The sequence below is a fragment of the Segatella hominis genome (genome assembly GCF_004535825.1).
GTDB classification, from domain to species: domain Bacteria; phylum Bacteroidota; class Bacteroidia; order Bacteroidales; family Bacteroidaceae; genus Prevotella; species Prevotella hominis.
Genome location: NZ_SGVY01000019.1, coordinates 23,929 through 43,625 on the forward strand (window position 1 = coordinate 23,929; position 19,697 = coordinate 43,625).

Annotated in this window: 13 protein-coding genes and 1 pseudogene; 5 read left to right on the plus strand and 9 right to left on the minus strand. The window is 44.8% G+C overall.

The window, feature by feature from the left end; genetic code table 11:
• Positions 1-246 precede the first annotated feature (246 nt).
• The 5 genes from glf (at position 247) to EXN75_RS08655 (ending at position 6,417) form a co-directional block, all read left to right on the plus strand.
• Entirely contained in the window at positions 247-1,428 is a 1,182-nt protein-coding gene (gene glf, locus EXN75_RS08640) for a UDP-galactopyranose mutase (protein ID WP_134843486.1), read from the plus strand.
• A gap of 165 nt (positions 1,429-1,593) precedes the next feature.
• Positions 1,594-2,739 carry an AAA family ATPase gene (locus EXN75_RS08645; RefSeq protein ID WP_134843487.1) on the plus strand — a complete coding sequence of 382 codons (1,146 nt, stop codon included), beginning with the start codon at positions 1,594-1,596 and terminating at the stop codon, positions 2,737-2,739.
• Between the two features lie 146 nt (positions 2,740-2,885).
• Complete coding sequence (locus tag EXN75_RS18200) at positions 2,886-4,178, plus strand: LTA synthase family protein (protein ID WP_246031337.1); 1,293 nt, start codon at positions 2,886-2,888, stop codon at positions 4,176-4,178.
• A gap of 35 nt (positions 4,179-4,213) precedes the next feature.
• On the plus strand, positions 4,214-4,690 hold the full coding sequence (locus EXN75_RS18205) for an LTA synthase family protein (RefSeq protein ID WP_246031338.1): 477 nt from the start codon (positions 4,214-4,216) through the stop codon (positions 4,688-4,690).
• A 14-nt stretch (positions 4,691-4,704) separates the two neighbouring features.
• On the plus strand, positions 4,705-6,417 hold the full coding sequence (locus tag EXN75_RS08655) for an ArnT family glycosyltransferase (RefSeq protein ID WP_134843488.1): 1,713 nt from the start codon (positions 4,705-4,707) through the stop codon (positions 6,415-6,417).
• Between the two features lie 77 nt (positions 6,418-6,494).
• Here the strand turns inward: EXN75_RS08655 and EXN75_RS08660 are convergent, their stop codons facing one another.
• From EXN75_RS08660 to EXN75_RS08695, 9 genes and pseudogenes are all read right to left on the minus strand, one after another.
• Entirely contained in the window at positions 6,495-7,424 is a 930-nt protein-coding gene (locus EXN75_RS08660; protein WP_134843489.1) for a glycosyltransferase family 2 protein, read from the minus strand.
• A gap of 156 nt (positions 7,425-7,580) precedes the next feature.
• The gene (locus tag EXN75_RS08665; RefSeq protein ID WP_167639480.1) at positions 7,581-9,512 is read right to left on the minus strand and encodes a helix-hairpin-helix domain-containing protein; all 1,932 of its coding nucleotides are present in this window, start codon (positions 9,510-9,512) and stop codon (positions 7,581-7,583) included.
• 371 nt (positions 9,513-9,883) lie between these two features.
• Entirely contained in the window at positions 9,884-10,375 is a 492-nt protein-coding gene (locus EXN75_RS08670; RefSeq protein WP_118116014.1) for a lipocalin family protein, read from the minus strand.
• A 34-nt stretch (positions 10,376-10,409) separates the two neighbouring features.
• A complete protein-coding gene (locus EXN75_RS08675; protein WP_134843491.1) occupies positions 10,410-11,147 on the minus strand; it encodes a DUF1573 domain-containing protein in 738 nt (245 codons plus the stop codon).
• Positions 11,148-11,167: 20 nt separating this feature from the next.
• Positions 11,168-12,685: a S8 family serine peptidase gene (locus EXN75_RS18490; protein ID WP_408005942.1), complete on the minus strand. Its 1,518-nt coding sequence runs from the start codon at positions 12,683-12,685 to the stop codon at positions 11,168-11,170.
• A 6-nt stretch (positions 12,686-12,691) separates the two neighbouring features.
• A pseudogene (locus EXN75_RS18640) lies at positions 12,692-13,261 on the minus strand (subtilase family N-terminal domain-containing protein); the annotation flags it as partial.
• 24 nt (positions 13,262-13,285) lie between these two features.
• Positions 13,286-15,340 (minus strand): BACON domain-containing protein, encoded by a 2,055-nt coding sequence (locus tag EXN75_RS08685; RefSeq protein WP_134843493.1) that lies wholly within the window; start codon positions 15,338-15,340, stop codon positions 13,286-13,288.
• 21 nt (positions 15,341-15,361) lie between these two features.
• Positions 15,362-18,046: a DUF4458 domain-containing protein gene (locus tag EXN75_RS08690; protein ID WP_134843494.1), complete on the minus strand. Its 2,685-nt coding sequence runs from the start codon at positions 18,044-18,046 to the stop codon at positions 15,362-15,364.
• A complete protein-coding gene (locus EXN75_RS08695) occupies positions 18,046-19,686 on the minus strand; it encodes a DUF5003 domain-containing protein (protein ID WP_134843495.1) in 1,641 nt (546 codons plus the stop codon). Before EXN75_RS08695 ends, EXN75_RS08690 begins: the two co-directional genes overlap by 1 nt.
• Between the last annotated feature and the right edge of the window lie 11 nt (positions 19,687-19,697).

Consider the following 19,697-nt stretch of genomic DNA (forward strand, 5'->3'; position numbering starts at 1 on the left):
TTTAGCAAATAAACTTGTCTTATACCTTTGTATTTTAGCATTTTTATAAATTAAACATCTGATATTTAAGAAAATAACTTCTCTCCAGAAGAGGCTTATATTTTGCACTTACTATCATAAGCATAAAGATGAATTGCGCTTCAAATATCCGCCCTAATATTTCCTGCTAAAAGTTTGCATATTCGCATATCTTTTCTTACCTTTGCGGCAAAATGATACATAAATAAAAAAGCAAGCAAAACTCTTATGAAGAAGTATGATTATCTCATCGTTGGTTCCGGTCTCTTCGGAGCCACATTCGCCCACCTTGCCCATAAGCAAGGCAAAACTTGTCTGGTAATAGATAAGCGACCACATCTGGGCGGAAATATCTATTGCGAGAATATTGAGGGCATCAATGTGCATAAATATGGGGCGCATATCTTCCATACTTCCAATAAGGAGGTGTGGGATTTCGTCAATGCCATCGTTGAGTTCAACCGTTACACCAACTCGCCTGTGGCCAATTATAAAGGCAAGCTCTACAACCTGCCTTTCAATATGAACACCTTCTATCAGATGTGGGGCGTTACCACTCCTGAAGAAGCACAAGCCAAAATAGATGAACAGAAGGCGGAAGCTGTAGCAAAAATGAAGGCTGACGGCGTAAGCGAGCCGCGCAATCTGGAGGAACAGGCACAGGTACTCATCGGTAAAGATATCTACGAGCGACTCATCAAAGGTTATACCGAGAAGCAATGGGGGCGTAAGTGTACCGACCTGCCTGCCTTCATCATCAAGCGCCTGCCAGTACGACTCGTCTTCGACAACAATTACTTCAACGACAAGTATCAGGGCATCCCGGTAGGTGGCTACAACAAACTGATTGACGGCTTGCTCGAAGGTATCGACACCATGACTTCCGTGGATTTCTTTGCAGACAACATCCAAAAATTAGCAGAGAACAAAGAGGCTTCCCAGAAAGCTGGACTGATTAAAGACTGTTGGCAGGAAATCGCCGAGGAACTAGTTTTCACAGGAAAAATAGACCAGTTCTACGACTACCAGTTCGGGAAACTCAACTATCGCACCGTACGCTTCGAACAGGAAATCATCGACAGCCCTAATTATCAGGGAAATGCCGTGGTAAATTATACTGAGCAAGAAGTGCCATATACCCGAGTGATAGAACACAAGCACTTCGAAATGTTTGGTGCAGAAGTTTACAATTGTCCAAAGACTGTCATCTCCAAGGAATATTCCACAGAATGGAAGGATGGCATGGAGCCTTATTATCCAGTAAATGATAAGGAGAATTCCGAACTATACGCTCAATATAAGAACCTGGCAGATCAGGAAAAGGATGTTATCTTTGGTGGTCGCCTTGCCGAATATAAGTATTACGACATGGCGCCAATCATAGAGAAAGCATTGGCTATGTTCAAGTAATTCATCATATCTTTCGCTTTTTATGTAAAACTTCTCGTAATTAATAGTACTCGATAAAAAGATGAGAATGGAGATAAAAGGATAAAGTTTCCTAAATTATACCCTTGGGTATAATACCTTTGGGTATAATTTCGTAAATTTGCAGAAAATCAAGACTTTAAGCATATGAACAAGATACCATTCGAATATGGTTCTATCGCTGAAAATGAATATTTCATTGATAGAATCGAAGATAGAAAAGACCTCAAGACTTTCCTTGGAGGAGGCATCAACGTGATGCTAATCTCTCCAAGAAGATGGGGTAAGTCTTCCCTTGTCAAAGCTGCAATGGAAGAGCTGAAGCAAGAACAGAAGGATGTGCGAGTATGCTATCTGGATGCCTTCAAGATTTTCTCTGAGGAAGAGTTCTACAACAAGTTTGCAAGTGCAGTACTCCAGGGAGTTTCTTCCACAATGGAAAAGAGATGGGCCGACATCGTAAAGTTCATCCAATCCATATCTCCAAGCCTCACCATCAACAGTGACCCAGTGAATGCCGTAGAAGTTAATCTAAACTTCAAGCCCCTAAAAGAAAGTGCCGAGGAAATTCTCAATCTTCCAGAAAAGATAGCCAAGGCAAAAGGCATCCATGTCATCGTGTGCATTGATGAGTTCCAACAATTGGCGAATCTGTCTGGCTGGAAACGACTAGAAGGAACCATGCGTTCGGTCTGGCAGGGACAACATAGTACGACCTATTGTCTCTATGGCAGTAAACGCCACATGATGATGGATATATTCGGCAACTCGAAGAATCCATTCTATCGTTTTGGACAGATGATGGCATTGAAAAAGATTGCCAAGGAGTACTGGAAGCCTTTTATACATGATAGTTTCTACAATCATGGCAAGACTATCAGCGATGATATGATTGAGCGAATCTGCAATACCGTACAATGCCACTCCTGGTATATGCAGCAATTCTGCTTTCTTATCTGGACACGTACGGCAACAGAGGTGACAGAGGAAATCTACCAGTCACAGCTTACCAAACTTCTGGACACCAATGCCGATATGTTCATTACCGATATTGATGGTATGCCTGCCTCACAGATAGCATTCCTGCGTGCCGTCTGCATGGGAGAGACCCATTTCAATGCCCAGCAGGTTGTAGCAGAATATGGACTCGGTGCTCCACGCACCATCACCAAGAACAAAAAGACTCTTGTAGAAAGAGACTTCATTGAGAAATCGGGCGATGGCTTCAAGATGGTTGACCCCGTCTTCGAACTGTGGTTCAAACGGGAATACTGCAACATTTTGCCTCAATAAGATATAGGAGAAACAATGTAAACCGATTAATTCCCCATCACGCAGCCAAAGCGTGATGGGGAATTTCTGTTTTTTAGCAAAGATTAATAAGCAAATTAGCCAGTATCTCACAAAATATCAATACCTTTGTACTCATGAAACAGATTATGAAGAAATTATTTCCACATACTTTGTGGAACAGAGATACAACTTCTCTGTTGGGATGTGCAGCCAGTAAATTTATCGTATTCGATATCATCTGGTGCCTGCAGACTACTTTCACCTCTTTTTCCCTGCCAGAGGTGTATGTCAATTCCCTATTGACAGCTCTGCTGTTCATCCTCCCATTTATGCTTACCGGTAAGAAATGGTTAGAATATCTCGTGCTCTTTATTCTAGACGGACTGCTCATCAGCAACCTGATGTATTGCCGTACCTACAACTCGATGATACCTCTGGAAAGTTATCTGCTGGTTAGCAATCTGAGCGATTTTACGGCGAGTGTGATTGACTCGATGAGATGGATAGATGCCCTACTCCCGCTATCTACACTTATCTGCATCTATTCTCTCCATAAGAGAAAGAACCGAGGAGCAGAAGCGTCTGGAAGAGAGCGAGGAGCTTACGCCCTGCGAATCAAGCAATACGCCTTAACCACACTTGCAGCATTCCTGCTTTCTGTTATTTTAATCTTTGCTAAAGGAGGACCAGAAAAGGCATTCAATAACTTGGATAATGCCAACATGTACACCTGCAAAGTGCCAATGTACACCATCTTTGGCAATTTGATACACGAAGCGAACCAACAAAAAACGGTATTTACCCCTAAGATAAAAGCAGAAATTGATAACTGGATGAAACATCAACCAGCCTATCAGCCACTCGCTGACAGTATCGCCAGGAAGAAAACCCTAGTAGTCATCTTCTGCGAATCGCTAGAAAGTTGGGCAATCAACCGTAAGGTAGAAGGTAAGGAAATCACTCCAAACCTGAACCGTTACATCGCCGACAGTCATACTCTCTATGCTCCACACGTTCTCACTCAGGTGAAAGGCGGACGCAGCATAGACGGACAGCTTCTGGTAAGCACAGGTCTGTTGCCGCTGATGAGCGGATGCTACGCCATGCAATTTCCTTTTACCCACTATCCTTCATTGGTTAAGGCGATGAAGGAAGAGCATCCCGACCTGAGTTCTTATCTGATGACGGTGGACAAGCCTATCACCTGGAACCAGTCTGTGGTAGCAGAAAACTTCGGCATCAGCCAGATGTTCTTCAACGACCAGTGGGTGAACGATGAGAAAGTGGGCAGCCGCAAGAAACTGGGCGATGTATCCTTCATGAAGCAGATTGTGGCAAAGCTCAAGAAAGGCGGAATCATGAAGAAGGGAAAAAGTAATTATCTGCAGATTGTAACTTACTCCGGTCACAACCCATTCGTCCTCTGCCCGACAACCTGAAGCGCATTCATTTTAAAGGCGATTATCCGGAAAAGATGCGCGACTTCATGATCATGGCCAACTATACCGACCACGGTTTGGGCATCCTCCTCGACTATCTGAAGAGTCGCCCGGACTACAAGGATATGATGATTGTGATAATTGGCGACCACGAAGGTCTTGCTGCCGACCGCAAACCTATCTGCGAATCGCCAGCCGCCAAAGGCATCGTAAGCAACAAGCAGTTTACTCCTTTCATAGTTGTAAACGCTCCTGTAGGTGGAATATATAATAAGGTGATGGGACAGGTTGACCAATATCCTACCATCCTCAACCTGATGCATCTGGATCACTACAAATGGAAAGGTATGGGACAGAGCATCTTTGATCCTCGCAAATATCCTGCTGCTGTAGGTTCAGATAATATGAACGTAGAAACGACAGGTAATGTACCGGAAAAGGAAATCAAGCGACTCACCCAAGCCCATCGCATCTCGGATTTTCTGATTCGCTACGACAAAATTATAAAATAAGACTTCGATAAGACATGAACATCAAGTACAACAAAGCCCTGTGGATTGTCACCATCCTCGCTATCGTGATGCTGATTCCTTTCCTCGGGCTCACCGATTTCAATACCAAGGGAGAGCCGCGCGAGGCTGTAGTTGCTTACACCATGCTGGAGCATGGCAACTGGATATTGCCTATCAATAATGGAGGCGATATTCCTTACAAGCCACCATTCTTCCACTGGTGCATCGCCTTCTTCTCGCTCTTTGCCGGACACGTAAGCGAATTCACATCCCGTCTGCCGTCTGCTGTATCGCTGATATTGATGACCATCGGCGGCTTTATATTCTTTGCCAAGCGCAAGGATACCCAGACGAGCCTCATCACAGCCATCCTCACGCTGACTGCTTTCGAAGTGCATCGTGCAGGAATCAACTGCCGTGTGGATATGGTGAACACCGCCTTCATGGTGGGAGCCATGTATCTGCTCTACCGTTGGTGGGAAAAGGGAAAACATCAACTGCCCTGGCTTGCCATCCTCTGCATGAGTGGCGCCACGCTGACCAAGGGACCAGTAGGCATCATCCTGCCTTGTTTTGTGATGGGTGTCTTCATGCTCACACAGAGAGAAAATTTCTGGGGCATCGTCTGGCGAATGGCAGCAACTGCCGTACTCTCTCTCATCATCCCATTCTGCTGGTACTATGCCGCCTATCTCCAGGGTGGCAACGAGTTCCTGGAACTGGTAAAGGAAGAGAATATCGACCGCTTTATGGGAAAGATGGCCTACGAGTCGCATGAAAATCCAGCCTGGTATAATCTGCTTACGCTTATCAGCGGTTGGCTGCCTTATACCTTATTATTATTGTTCTCCCTCTTTATTCTGCCCTGGAAGAAATTCTCCAAGAGTAAATTTGTAGAGAATGCGAAAAAGGCTACACCGCTCCAGGTGTTCACCTGGCTTGCTTTCCTCCTGGTACTCTTCTTCTATTGCATCCCGAAGAGCAAGCGAAGCGTTTACCTGCTACCTTGCTATCCGTTCATGGCTTATCTCATCGCTGAATACATCGTTTGGATGATGAAGGAGAAGATGGGAGCATTCAAGGTGTATGCAGGGGTAATAGCGTCACTCGCCATCCTGCTTATCGTAGCAAGAATCGCAGTTTTATGCAGTTTGATTCCTGACACTATCTTCCACGGCAGACATGCAGCAGAAAACGCAGCCATGCTCCATGCTTTGGAAAAAGGACCTCAGAGTATCGCAGAAGGCATAGGATATCTGTTCTTCATATTGTGCATTTATGGCATTTATGCTACGTTCCAATCACTCCGCAGGAATCATACTGGCAGCATCGTAGGTCATACGTTGATTACCATCATCAGCCTCTTCCTGATACTGGACTCTACGCTTCAGCCAACTGTACTCAACACCAAGGCCGACAAGCGCTGGGCACCAGTAATAGAAAAGAAGTTTGATACATCCAAGCTCTATTCCTACATATCAATCGATATGCTCCACTTCTTCAGCCTCAACTTCTATTTAGGCGACAAGATCCAGCAGTTCGACAAGACACTTCCACAAGACGGCATCGTGATGGTATCAAATGATGATATCCAGATTTTCACGGAGAAATATGGCAGGAATTATACTTTCGAAAAGGTATGGGAGATTCCGAGAACTGCAGAAACCCGCTGCCCCGTAGGTTTCTACCGTTTCGTGAAAACAAGCGCTAATTTGGCTTGCAACTAAAAAAAATATTTCAAAAGAGGGGGTGTGTCATAAATCCACGACACACCCCTTCTTATTTTTTATGATTTCAATATGAATTATACTCTTTCCTCGATAAAATATCTCGGTCTGCGTTTTACCTCGGTATAGATTTTTCCGATATAGACACCTGTAACACCCACGCCAGTAGTGATAATGCCACCGATGAACCAGAGGGAAACAAGCAAGGAAGTCCAACCCTGTATCGTCTTGCCCTGGAAATGTTCTATCAGCGCAAAGATAATCATGATAAAAGACACCAATGTCATCAGCAATCCTACAAAGGTGATGAAACGCAAAGGAGCTACAGAGAATGAAGTGATGCCATCGATACTGAAACTCAGCATCTTGGTAAGCGGATATTTACTCTCGCCTGCCTCACGCGCCTTGCGGTCGTAATAAACAAAGCCCTCCTGGAAACCGAGTTGGCGAACAATGGCACGCAAGAAAAGATTGCGCTCTGGATACTGCATCAGCGCCTTCAGCGTGCGATTCGTCATCATACGGAAGTCGGCATGATTATAAACCGTCTCCTTATCCACACTCTGCATCAGTTTATAAAAGGCCTGAGCTGTGAAACGCTTAAAGAAAGTATCTGTCTTACGCTCCTTGCGTACTCCGTAGATAATATCCTTCCCTTCCTGTACCTGTTTCACCATATCGATGATTACATTCTCATCATCCTGCAGATCCGCATCGATGCTCACCATCGCATCACAATGGTCGATGGAAGCCTCCATACCTGCCCAGAGTGCATTCTGGTGCCCTCGGTTATGAGAAAGTTTGATTCCTCTCACGTACGAATGTTTTTCTGCCCCTTCCCGGATGAGTTGCCAGGTAGTATCGCGACTGCCGTCATCCACCAATAGCAAATTGGTTTCAGCACCCGTCTCTGCCTTGATTTTCGCCACCAAATTCCCCAAAACTTCCAGGGTCTTAGGCAAAACCTCCTGCTCATTATAGCAAGGTATTACGATGTTTATTTTCATATCAATCTGTTTTTCTGCAAAAATACAAGAAAAATCTTAAACAACCAAGCCCAAACCTCATCTTTTATGAAATCCACCTAATATTATTTCCCCAACAGAGTATTTATTGGATTTTCAGAACTGCTTTTCGCAACACAATCATTCACCAGTAATTCATCAGAACTTCCATTTCACCTGAATTTCCAAATCAGTCTGAGCAGAGCCTTTGATTTGTTGTAATCCTGACGAAATATGATTGCGGTCGAAATATTTCGTCATGGCTCCCTTGCAAACCAGCACCCAATGCTTTCCGATTTCAGCCTTCGCCCGCAGTCCACATCGGATACCTTCACCAAAATAACTACCGAAACTCATCGTATAAAGCAATCCCGGTTCAAAAGCATAGACACGACTCTCATAATCCTTGGTACGGAAATAGCCCAAGAAAGCATTCAGCCTCAGCCACCGAAAGCGATATTCCATAGATTCATTGACCATCATTCCGTAGTTTTGCGACAGGAAGGTGGCATCCACCTGAGTTTTACTGCTCCATGCTCCTTTTTCGATTCCACAATACAGGCGGGCTCGCTGCGTAGTAACATCATATTTCTGCTTATACTGATAACGGGCACCAAGCCGGAGAGAGCGGGAAGGCTGGAAGATAACGCTCGCCAGATAATCCATCGCATAAGAACTTCCCTTCATTCGATATTTCGGCCAGGCAAAATAAGCCACATCCCCATAAATATCACATACCCATTTAGAAGAAGGCGACCATCGCAGTCCCACATAGCAGCCACTTTCATCCTGAACGCTGCTGCCTGCACTATAGCTATTACTGTATATTGCATAATAACGATAAGGATAAAAACGATAAAGAGCCAAGACCGAAAGCTGTTCTGAAAGCAGATAACTCGCCGTATTGACCGTAGCCACTACTCCACAATCTCCCGTCGCCACCTCTCCCTGCAGCGTGAGCCGATGAGAAATATAACCATAGTCGATACTTGCATTCCAAAAGTTCTTGCCTTCGGGAGCAAAGCGCTTATAGAGTTGGGATTTATTGGGATGAAGCGGCAAGGAATAAGAATAACAGATGCCCGTAGCACCGATATGAAAGCCATTCTTAGTATAATGCAGATTACCGCCCAACAGAAAAGCGGAAGCGATGCCTTGCTTCTCGATTTCCTTCTCCGTGCGATGCATTCCTGTAGTTACAATCGTTGAAATAGAATCTTTCTTTACCGTAGCATCTATTTTGCGGTAAGATAGAAAGGCACTTACATCCAATCCCTTGCAAACATTCAGCGTGGCTGCAACTCCTTGCAGATAATTAGCAGCATATCTTGAAGAATGTGTGCGAATGGAAGTTCCCATGCGCCCCAATGACGAGAGCATGGAGAGTTTTCCGAAACCGAAATCATTATTTAATATCAGTCCCATACCTTCCCGAAGGCGATACTTACCCAAAGTCAGATTTTTCAACTTGCCCCATTTCCGTATCTGCAGATAATAGGAATAAAAATCATAACCCAAGTTGTTCTTACCACCAAAAAACGGCTCTCCCGCATCCTGCGAAGCCACAAAACCCATCTTTACATAGTCACTATAATGAAACTGATAACGCAACCAATGCTTATAAGGATAACCCCAATACCCATCCTTGTCTCCCTTTCGCTCATAAAGAGGAACCTTTACGGCAGCCACCATTTCATGCTTTCCATATTTTGCTATTTGGGAAAAAGAAGGGAAAGAACGCCTCTTCACTTCCCCGGCATAGACAAAACAACAAAGCAACTGCCGCTCATACCAACTGATACTTTCTATCATCGCCAGTTCACCCAGACTTTTCATCTCACCATATTGATAGATGTAGGCCTGGATATCCTCTATCTGTTGGGCAGAAAGGAAGGGAAACTGTTCCAGATCTTCCTTGGTAGCGGTATTGAGATTGATCGGATTTTCAGCATATCCCTCCAGAATATCTTCATAGCTTTCCCAATTCATATCCTCATATTCCTCCTGTTCACTGAGTTGTTCGAGGTATTCCTGCCAAGATTGGGCATCACTTACCTGGATACTATTCACCAGAAACAGTACCACTAACATACACCTATAATATAATGTATTCCTATAATAGATTGCATTTCTCATTCGTTTTCGCCTATAATTTGTACTATATCGATTTGGATAGAAGATGTTGCAATAAAAGCATCACCCTTATCCTGCCGCAAAAATACAATATTTATCGCAAAACACCAAAAGATTTTTAAACAAAACTATCATAACCGCAAAACAAAAAAGATAAAACAAACAGAAATGGGAAAGGAGAAATGGAAAATGGAAAAACAAAGAGACGTACGAGTGAAAGAAATCACCCATACGTCTCTTTTATTGGTATGCTGAGCTAATATAAAACTCTATGATAGTTTTTCAAAAAATAAGATCAGTCTTCAAATAAACTAAAGAGCCTGGTTATATTAGTCTTTCAAATCACTTGCCTCTTTGATAATCTCAGCTGGCACTTCGCTGCAGCGCTCATAGCGGCAAACATCGTTAGCATCATCCTTGGCAGTCCAGATCATAGAACCGCTCTTATAAAGATTGCTCACGATATACTGCTGGTTCCAATCACCAACACCATTATCGTAGGTACCGCCAACAATATAACCCAAATATGGATCCTGCTTCACAAAGAAGGAACCGGTAGTATGAACTGCATACATACTGTTCATGTTGTCGTACATCTCCATAGTATTATCACGGCGATGGAAAACCACATAGCAATATGTGCCCTCAGGCATTGGCTGACCATTGTTCCAGGCAGTCATTTTCCATACTCCATCAAGATTAGCAGGAGTCACAGCTATCGGCTGCTCTGCAGGTTCATCATCATCGCTGCTACAAGATACGAAACCCACAGAAAGGAGCATAACCACCAACAGGGTGAAGAGTTTGATTAAATGTTTCATATTCTTTAATTCTTTCTTTTCTTATGATTTATCATTACTGATTGCGATTCACTACGACCATAATCGTACGGTCACTCGGCTTGGCGTCCACCCCCTCAAGAATAATCGGGAAGGTGAAATTCGGCTTCATCATCGGCGGAATCTTATCCACATCCAGCGTAATCACCAAGTCTGCCTCATCACCAGCAGGGATGATTTCCGGCTCAGTTTTCACTTGTGCATACTGTGGAAGCACCAGACTGCTGATCTTCAGCGGTTTCTTCCCGCTATTGCCACAGAGAATGCGAGCCTCAGCCTTCATACCTGCCGTCACCTCATTGAATGTTACCTTAGCCTGCTTCAGTCTCAGGTCGCCCATCTTATACTTGAAGCGATACCAGACATCCGCACTTGGAAGAACCATCCCCCTGAGTCCAATCTTCGTGACCGGTTCTCTGTCCGAATCCTTCAGATAGACAAAAGCGCGGGTGTCTATAGTACCTGGATAACCATGGGGAGTAAACGTCAATTCTATCTTACAGCTATCACCTGGCTGTAGTCTCATCTGACTGACACTCGACTTGGTGCAACCACAGGTGGTCTGAATACGGGATATTTCCAGCATCTTCCCACCCACGTTTCTACCTACAAACGAATAGGTTCGTGGCGCATCATCCTCGGTCATCGTACCGGCATCGATGAGCTGCTGGTCAAACTTGAGCATTTGTGCCCAAACCTGACTCATGCTCATCAGGCTGAGAGCGATGAAGATCATCGTGAATCTCTTTCCCATCTCAGTAATTATCTTTTAGATTACATCCAACCGTTGTTGCTGGCATTCTTACGAACTATAATGCTCACAGTCTGCTGCTTGCCGCCAACTGATACTGTCAGAGTAGTACTTCCTACAGCAAGTCCCTTTACGGTGAGAGTAGTACCTCCTATCGTAGCAGAAGCCACATTAGCATCACCAACAGCACAGGTGTATCCACTCTCTACGCCTTCAAAGTAACTTGGCAGATTCAAGGTAGAAACCTTGTCGAGCGCTACATAGATATTAGGCAACTTCATATCAGAACTGTAATCCTTGTTCTTAACAAGATTCAAGAGCTGAGCTGCATCAATCAGACCAGCGCCCATCTTACCGATATACTTAGACAGGTTGACGATTTCTGGAGAAGCACCCACTGTAGTATGGTTCATATAATAAATCTTGGTAGCACCATTACCATAATAGCCATCCAAGTTCTTGACAGCCTTCTTCATCAGACTCACGAAATCAGCAGCACGATAATGACGATGCTGCTTGACTGCGTATGCCAAACCGAGAGCAGCCACACCAGAAACATGAGGACAAGCCATGGAAGTTCCCTCCATATAACCATATGCAGGTTTACCATTCTGAATCAAAGTAGAGAGCACAGCACCCTTCTGTTCAGCAGTCTCTGCCCAATACTCATCCTCTTCCTCACCTATCTTGCCGTAATATTCCAAGTCACCACCAGGAGCACTCAAGGTAACGAGCGTACCATAGTCGGTATAGCAAGCTGGCGTATAGTCGGCAGCAACAGAAGCTACACATACACACTTGGAATAAGCACCAGGGAACGCAGGATTGCCTGCATACTCATTACCAGCAGCAAAAACAGGAATACCACCATCGATGACACCATTAGGAGAACCGGCATTATGGATGAAATAATCCAAAGCCTCCTTCTCCAAAGGATAAGTCTCAGCCCACTCCTTTTCGGTAGCTGGTCCAGGAGTATAACCATTGATGATACTTGACTCAGAAGAGTTGTAACCCCAACTACACTGGAGAATCACCGCACCATTGTCGGCTGCATATTTGATAGCTCTTGCCTCTCCTGCTAAAGTTACACTATTCTGACCAGAGAACACCTGGCATGACATAATCTTCACACCAGAATTAGGAGTACCATCACCACCAGCTACACCACAAACACCAATGCCGTTACCATTGACTGCGGCAATTGTACCTGCTACGTGAGTTCCATGACCTGAATCGTTGGCATCAGTCCAGGTAATATCGCCACTCTCGGTTACGAAGTTGTAGCCGTGAAGGTCGCCCTCATAACCATTACCATCGCCATCAGTCTTGGCTCCCTGAGTAGTCTCACCAGGGTTACACCACATATTGGCAGCCAGATCAGGGTGAGTGTACATCACGCCTTCATCAAGCACGGCTACGATAATGGAAGGATCACCTGTACAAGTCTTCCAAGCCTCAGCTGCATTGACATCACAGCCAGCTTTGGCACCAGCATGATTATCATTCAGGTTTTCGAAAGCATAATTGCCTGCACCCAGGTTGTTATAGTGCCACTGGAAAGCGTAACCAGGGTCATTGGGTGTACCATCGGCTACAGCACGGGTAGCAGCCTTAGCCTTGAGTGCATTCTCATTCAGATAGATACGCTTGCTGTCAGTCTTGTAGGCACGCTTGATACGGCCATTGGTCTGCACCTTGGAAATCTCACCAAGCTGCTTCAATCGCTCTGCAGCAACCTTCAAATCCGTATTCTTGTCAAACTTCACGGTGTACCACAAGTGAAGACCTGCCTCGCGAGTACGAGCCTCTGTCTTTTCATCCACAGGGAACACACGCTTGAAACTGTAGCTGCCCAGAATATCGAGTACCTCATCTGTAGAAGGAATACCCGAACGGGTACCTGCTACACCAGCACGCGTCATTGTGCTTTGTGCTTGGTCGAGAATATCGCTCATCTCAGGACTGAACTTAATCAACAATTCACCATTCTCAGCATCTGCAGGAATGACAACCTCGTTGGTCTTACCATCAGAAGAGTCGATGCCCGACAGGTTGTCTGCACAACCTGTCAAAGCCAAAGCGACCATTGCTATATAGAAAAACTTTTTCTTCATTGTTTGCTTCTATATTGTTAGAAATTATCTTTTCAAAGTTACGTTTCTCTTGTACTTGGCAAGCACGGAAGCCTCATCAACATCACCTGCAGCCACGTATGTACGATAATAGAGCGGATAAGCTACCCCTGGAACCTCCCATTTATTACCAGGGTCGCTGGTTCCATAGAAGTAATCGAAACTGAAGCTATCCTCTGTCATATTAGAGAAACCAACGGCAGCGCCATCGCTGTTCTTTCCCTTAGACTGCTGGTTGAATACCATGATAGAAGGAGTCCATTCTACCAGATGTGGATGATAAAGAATCCACTTTGGCACCGCACCAGTCAGGAAGTTAAGGTTGAGCGACAACTGACGGCAGTTAGGCAATACACGTGGCACCTGAAGAGGATAAACATCCTCATAAACTACAGAACCATCCTTGTGCTTGCAGGTTACTGGATTATCCCAGCCAGAGAGCAACCATTTACAGGTATCACCTACCAGTTTGTCGAGATAATCAGCCTTATTGGTAGAGAAGTCTGCCCTGCTGTAGCGGGTAGCCTTGCCAGCAGCCTCCAAAGCTTCAGTCATCTCTTCATCTGTTGGAAGTTCACCCTCCAGGAAGCAGTATGACAACTCCAGGGAATTCAGTTTGTCCCATGTAAGGAGTTTCAGAAGAGCCTGACGATCGCTGGTACCTTTGCTGACCTTTCCATACATACCGATAGGGTAAGTATTATAGATATAGTCACTATTTCCGTTCTTTTCCAATTTTGAAAGATCAATAGCTACATCTGTACGACGCTGAGCATAGAAGATGAGATTACGCAACTTAGGGAAGTTCTTCTCATTCACTACATTCGTAATGTCAGACAACTTATTGAAGTTGTTACTTACCAGATTGAGTGACTCCAAGGACTTACCCAACTTGATGAAGTTAGCTGGCAAGTGGGTCATACCATACGCCTGGATAGTCAGGTTCTTCAGATACTTCAATTCACAGATATCCTCACCAACCTCTACCTCACGAATCTGGTTGTTCTCATTGGCAGCCAGAGAGAAAGACTCCAGGTATTTCAGATTGCCAACTTCCTTAGGAAGAGACTCTCCACTCTTCAGGTTGAACATGCTGAACTTCACAGAGCGCACACGACCCAAAGCCTCAGGATGGCTCTTTACGAAGGCATCAGTAGCCTCCCAAAGTGTCACGTTCGACCAGTTACGCATATTGTCGCTGGTATCGAAGGTAGCCATACAACCTAATTTCTGATTGATCATGATGATAGACAAAGAGTCTCCAGCACGATTATCCTCAATCTTCAAGGCTGCCTTCTGGCGAACTGTCAGGATGACATCATCGGTAGGATTACCATCTGCATCCACCAGTTTGTCTTCAGCTTTTACCGGTACTAAGTGAACCTTTGCCACACGAACAGCAGGAACAACATTCATCGCCCAGCGGAACTTGAATTTGACGCTACGAGGACGAGCCTTTCTATCAAGGACGATTCCTATATTGGTACCAGTCAGTTTATCCTCATCCTTGCTATTCAGGAGCCAGCCTTCACGTTCTTTCTCATTCTCTGCCTTCTCGGCATCAGTCATGTCACCTTCGAAAGAATACTCTATCTTACCGATTTTGCATTCTACATTGGCAGAAATCAAACTCTCAAAAGCACGCTTATCGTATGATTCTGAATTTTCGATTTCTACAGTTGGTTCCTTGATGTCAATCTGCTTACCATAACCAAACTGTACCACGGAAACGGTGCGGCGCTGACCGTTATCGCCGATAAAGGCGATATCGGTAGTACGGCGTCCGTTCATCAGAGTAGAATCTGCTACCACAGTTGCAGTAGTAGAACCCACGCCATTGGCAGGAGTGAGCATCAGCCAAGGCTCATCCACGTTAGCCACCCAATTCTGTGAGGCAGCAATGGCAAGCTGTTCGCTACCGCCCTGAGCTCCTATTTCTATCTGCTCCTTGTCGATGGAGAGTCCGCCTGGGATATCTACATCATCGCTATCGCTGCAGGATGCGGTCATCAGACCAGCACCCAGAACGAGGAGCCATGTAAGTTTATTAATATATTTCATATTATCTTACTTTCTTTTCGTTTAATTTTCGAGATCCAAAGCATCGCAACCGCGGATGTCCTGATTCTTGTCGTAGAACAGCTTATACATACCTGCCTTGATATATGCGCAGACGCTGGTTACATCGATAGAGATGTTAGGGTTGTCAGCGATGTTCAGAATATAAAGGTGAGAAGTCAATGTCTCATCTACCTTGCGGATATCATTAGAACCTATCTGGAACTGAATCAGACTTGGACAGGTGGTGATACCTGTTGGCCAGGTACGCAGACAACGCTGTTTGGTCTGCTCATCACGCTGATGATTGATGGCAAATGCACGGAGCACGGCACTGTTCAATGGTTGGGTTGGCACCGTTGTGAAGCAGTTGTAACTCAAGTCCATATTGGTAATATATGGCAATGTAGTTGCACGGAAATCATCTGAGAGTGATGTCAGCTTGTTGAATCGGAGGTCAATCACCTGCAGGAGATAAGCCTTCTTACCGCTGATAGAACCCTTAGGAATCGTACGCAACTCGTTAGCGCTCAAATCGATGGTCGTGATTGGCGAACCTGCTGTAAACAACTCAGAAGGGAACTTCTCTATCTTATTGTTTGACAGGCTGACTGAAGCTGCATTAATACCCTTATAGGTACCATGACTTGTATCTACACCAGTAATCTCATTGTAAGAGAAATCTACAGAACCCATCTCACGAACCGAACTTGCATCAAAGATATTAGGAATCTTCTTCAACTTGTTATGAGCGAAAGTCAGACTTTCCACGTCATCTGTAAAGGCACAGAGATTAGCAGGAATCTCTTCAATCTGGTTGTTGTTCAGATAGAGAGAAGAGAGAGCTACCTCAGAACCAAACGGATGTACCTTCTTGATATTATTGTAAGCCAGATCGAGCAAACCGAGATTTACCATCTTTCTCAATGCAGAATACTCAGGGAACTCCTCCAGGTTATTGTAACTCATATAGAGAATCTGGAGAGTCTTACCTGTCTTCTCCTCAGCTAAGCGAGTCCAATCATTTCTCAACTGATTAGCAGAGATGCCCTTGCATCGAGCCAAGTTCATCGCCTGCAAATTAGGGAGATTATAGTAGAAGTCTGGAATTCGACTGATCTTTGGACAGTTGTAAAGCTCGATATCGGTAAGGTTGGTCATGTTGTCCCAATCCTCTTCCTTGAACTCCTGAGCAAATTTACCATAAACGGCATCGTCTGCATTGTAAAACTTCGCACAAACCTCGTCGGATGTGATAGAAGAGTTACCGATATAGAACTGCTGCAACTTAGTCAGGCGATAGATGGCCTTAGATACACCTGTAATTTTATTGGTCAATGTACCGATCTGAGCGTCTTTCAGGTTGATACGGCTGTCCTTCTTGATTCTGTTCTTAGGAGCTACCTTAGGGTCTGAGTTGTAGCTTTCTACAATCATATCCGACATATTGGCACGTGGGTCATACTTCAAGAACTTGGTCTCATAGTCATGACGCATGGTGCTCTTCTTGGCTGCATTCAGACTGTTGGCATCGTAATTATTGAAGATATTGGCACCAATCTTCTCATCGTGAGAGCCAAGGTTGAGTACCTGAAGTTCTGTGAGCTGTCCGATAGCATCTGGCACGATACCCTTGGCACCGAAACCAGCGATGACGAGACCGATGACACGACCATTGCTGTTGAGTGTAACACCAGGTTGGTCGCCCCACATATCGAGTTCCTTATTGAAGTTCCAGTTAGCACCCTTGAAAGTAGCATCGCCATAGAAGCTCCACTCCTTACCCTGGAGAGATTCCCAGATAGCCTTCAGAGCCTCATAATCCTTGATGTATTCCTTGGTCTTGGAGAGCAGGATAGGCACCTGAGCCTTATCATTCAGTTGATTATCCTCTACGATAAACGCCTCACCCTTTACAGGCTGGGTTTCATACTTGGTCTTCACCGCACCGGTCTGACCGTAAGTCGTATAAGAAGTAACCTGGTAAGTACCAGCAGGAAGCCATACAGTAGAATCACAGTAGGCAGTACCCACCTCCATATACTTATCGTTTTCATCATCAGGATTCTGATGCTCCTCACTTGCCTCCTTGTATTTCACCTTAACGCCAGGGAAAGTGAAAGTCTCACGGGTAAAGAGGTTGGTTACGCTGATATCAATCAATCGGATATTAGAGAAGAGATACTCGGTATTACCGGCACGGGTCTTCTCCCATTCCTTGACAAGATTGAACTTCACCTTACCGCGCTCCACAGTCTCCACCATGAGGTTCTGTACTTCCAGACCGCCACCAACAACAGTGAATGTCTCGCCGGCAGAAGAAGCCAACAACTCCTCATCTACAGCATCATAGAGATAGAAACCGATGACGGTGTAGGTACCAGAGGCAAGTTGCAGTTTTTCACTTCTCAGACCATACTCTGCATTCTCTGAATTATAAGAATTGAGCACCAAAGTCTGAGATACAGTCGTACCATTGTGCTCCATGACCACCTTGATTTTCTTGGCATCATCCAATTTCTCAAGTTTGTCAAGGGCAGCAGCACGGGTAGCTCTTGTAGAAACCTTCTTGCTGAGTTTGAACTGCACATATCCGTATGTGCCGTCCCAGCCCTCAGTTTCATCGTCAGAGCAACTTGTTGCTGCAAAGGTCAGCATCGTGACCAAGAGCAACAAGAGTGCCTTTGAAAATATTTTTATTCTATTCATTATTTTCTAATTTTTCTGATAGAAGTATGTTTCTTACTCATTCCCTCTTCACCAGCTTCGATAACAAGAATCTTTACAGGAGTTCCATTGTCCTTGAAGACCATATATATCGGAGTTGCTTCTGGTACTGGTATAAAGAATACCCAATTCTCCTTTTCGTCTTGTGAAGCCTCTGCACTTGAAGAAATATCATTGCCGCTGCTATCCATTACTGTCAGATAACCGGTTTCCATCATTGTGGTAGGATCCCAATCCTTAAGGTTAGGATTGACAGTAAGTGAAGCGCCTACTTTTGACTTTGCAACATAAATTTCATCACCATTATAACCAAAAACTTCTGACGCAACAGAACCATACATGGAATTATCCTTCTTGCACTCAACTGGCAAGTAGTTCATCTCCAAGATAGTTGGTGCTGCAGACTGATCACCTGCAGAAGAGTTGTTCTCCTTCTGTACAATATTCATCAGGAAGTAGCGGTCGAAATCACTTCTCACAGTAGTGAAATTGTTCTCCAACATATCGTCGTAACCATTCTTGAGCGTATCGCACACGCTCTGTGGCAATGCATAAACCAGAAACTCACGGCTTCCGCTGCTCAAAGCATCAACAGTAAGTTTGACATCACCTTTCTCACCCTGCAATTTCACGGCGCCAGATTCATCCTCGAACAAACCATTCTTCTTGTTCTCGAAGACTACCAGCTGGTAAGCATCATTAAACGTATTGAGTTGGAATGGAACAAAATTGTGGAAAGTGAAAGCATTGGCAGCCTCACCAGTCAGGCTTGTACCAGTCTGTGTGAATACCTTGCCATCCAGAGAAACATTCCATACTGCCCACTGTGAAGAGGTAGGATAAGTAATATCCATCGTATGAGTGGTCATACCATTATAGATAACAGGTACGGTCACAGCAGCCTTACCATCCTCTGAAGCAAAAGTGAGGGTGTAGTTAGCTTCCTTGGAAATAGCATACTTCGCATTCAAGCCCTGACCTTCTTTGAAGGCAGCACCGCCTGCAACTTCCTTGTTTGGTGTACCAATCAGGAAACCGCCTTCCAACTCTACCCAAGCTGGAGTATTGGTCACAGCAAAACGATAAGTCGATTTGACAGTAAACTTATTGTAGATAGGCTGACCTGCGGCATTCTTGGAGCCTACAGTAATACCGGTCTCAGTAATATCGTTGCCCAACTCATCATAAACTTTGAGTTCATATCCTTCAGCAGAACGCTGAATCTCAGCAACAGTCACTTCCTGACCGCCCATCTTCAAGTTCAACTGAGCTACGCTCAAATCCTTGCTGGCATCATCGTCAGTAATAGTCACCTGGATGGTTTGCTTACCGGCAGCACCATTGAGTACGAAACCAGGCTTTGCAGCAGCCTTCGCCTCTTCCTGATTCTCATTCTGAGCCTCAACTTTAGAAATCTTACACCAGATTTTGTTAGAAGAGAGACTCCAGTTCTGGTTGGCATCGAAAGTAAACTCTTTCACATCGCCAGCAGCACCTGCAATAGTCTGCACCTGTGGAAATACAGGATTTACGGCATCGTCGTCGCTGGAACAAGCGGTGAACAAGGTCACTGAAACCAGCGCCACAAGTACGAGCCAATATCTTGAAATTAACTTTTTCATATTGTTATTCT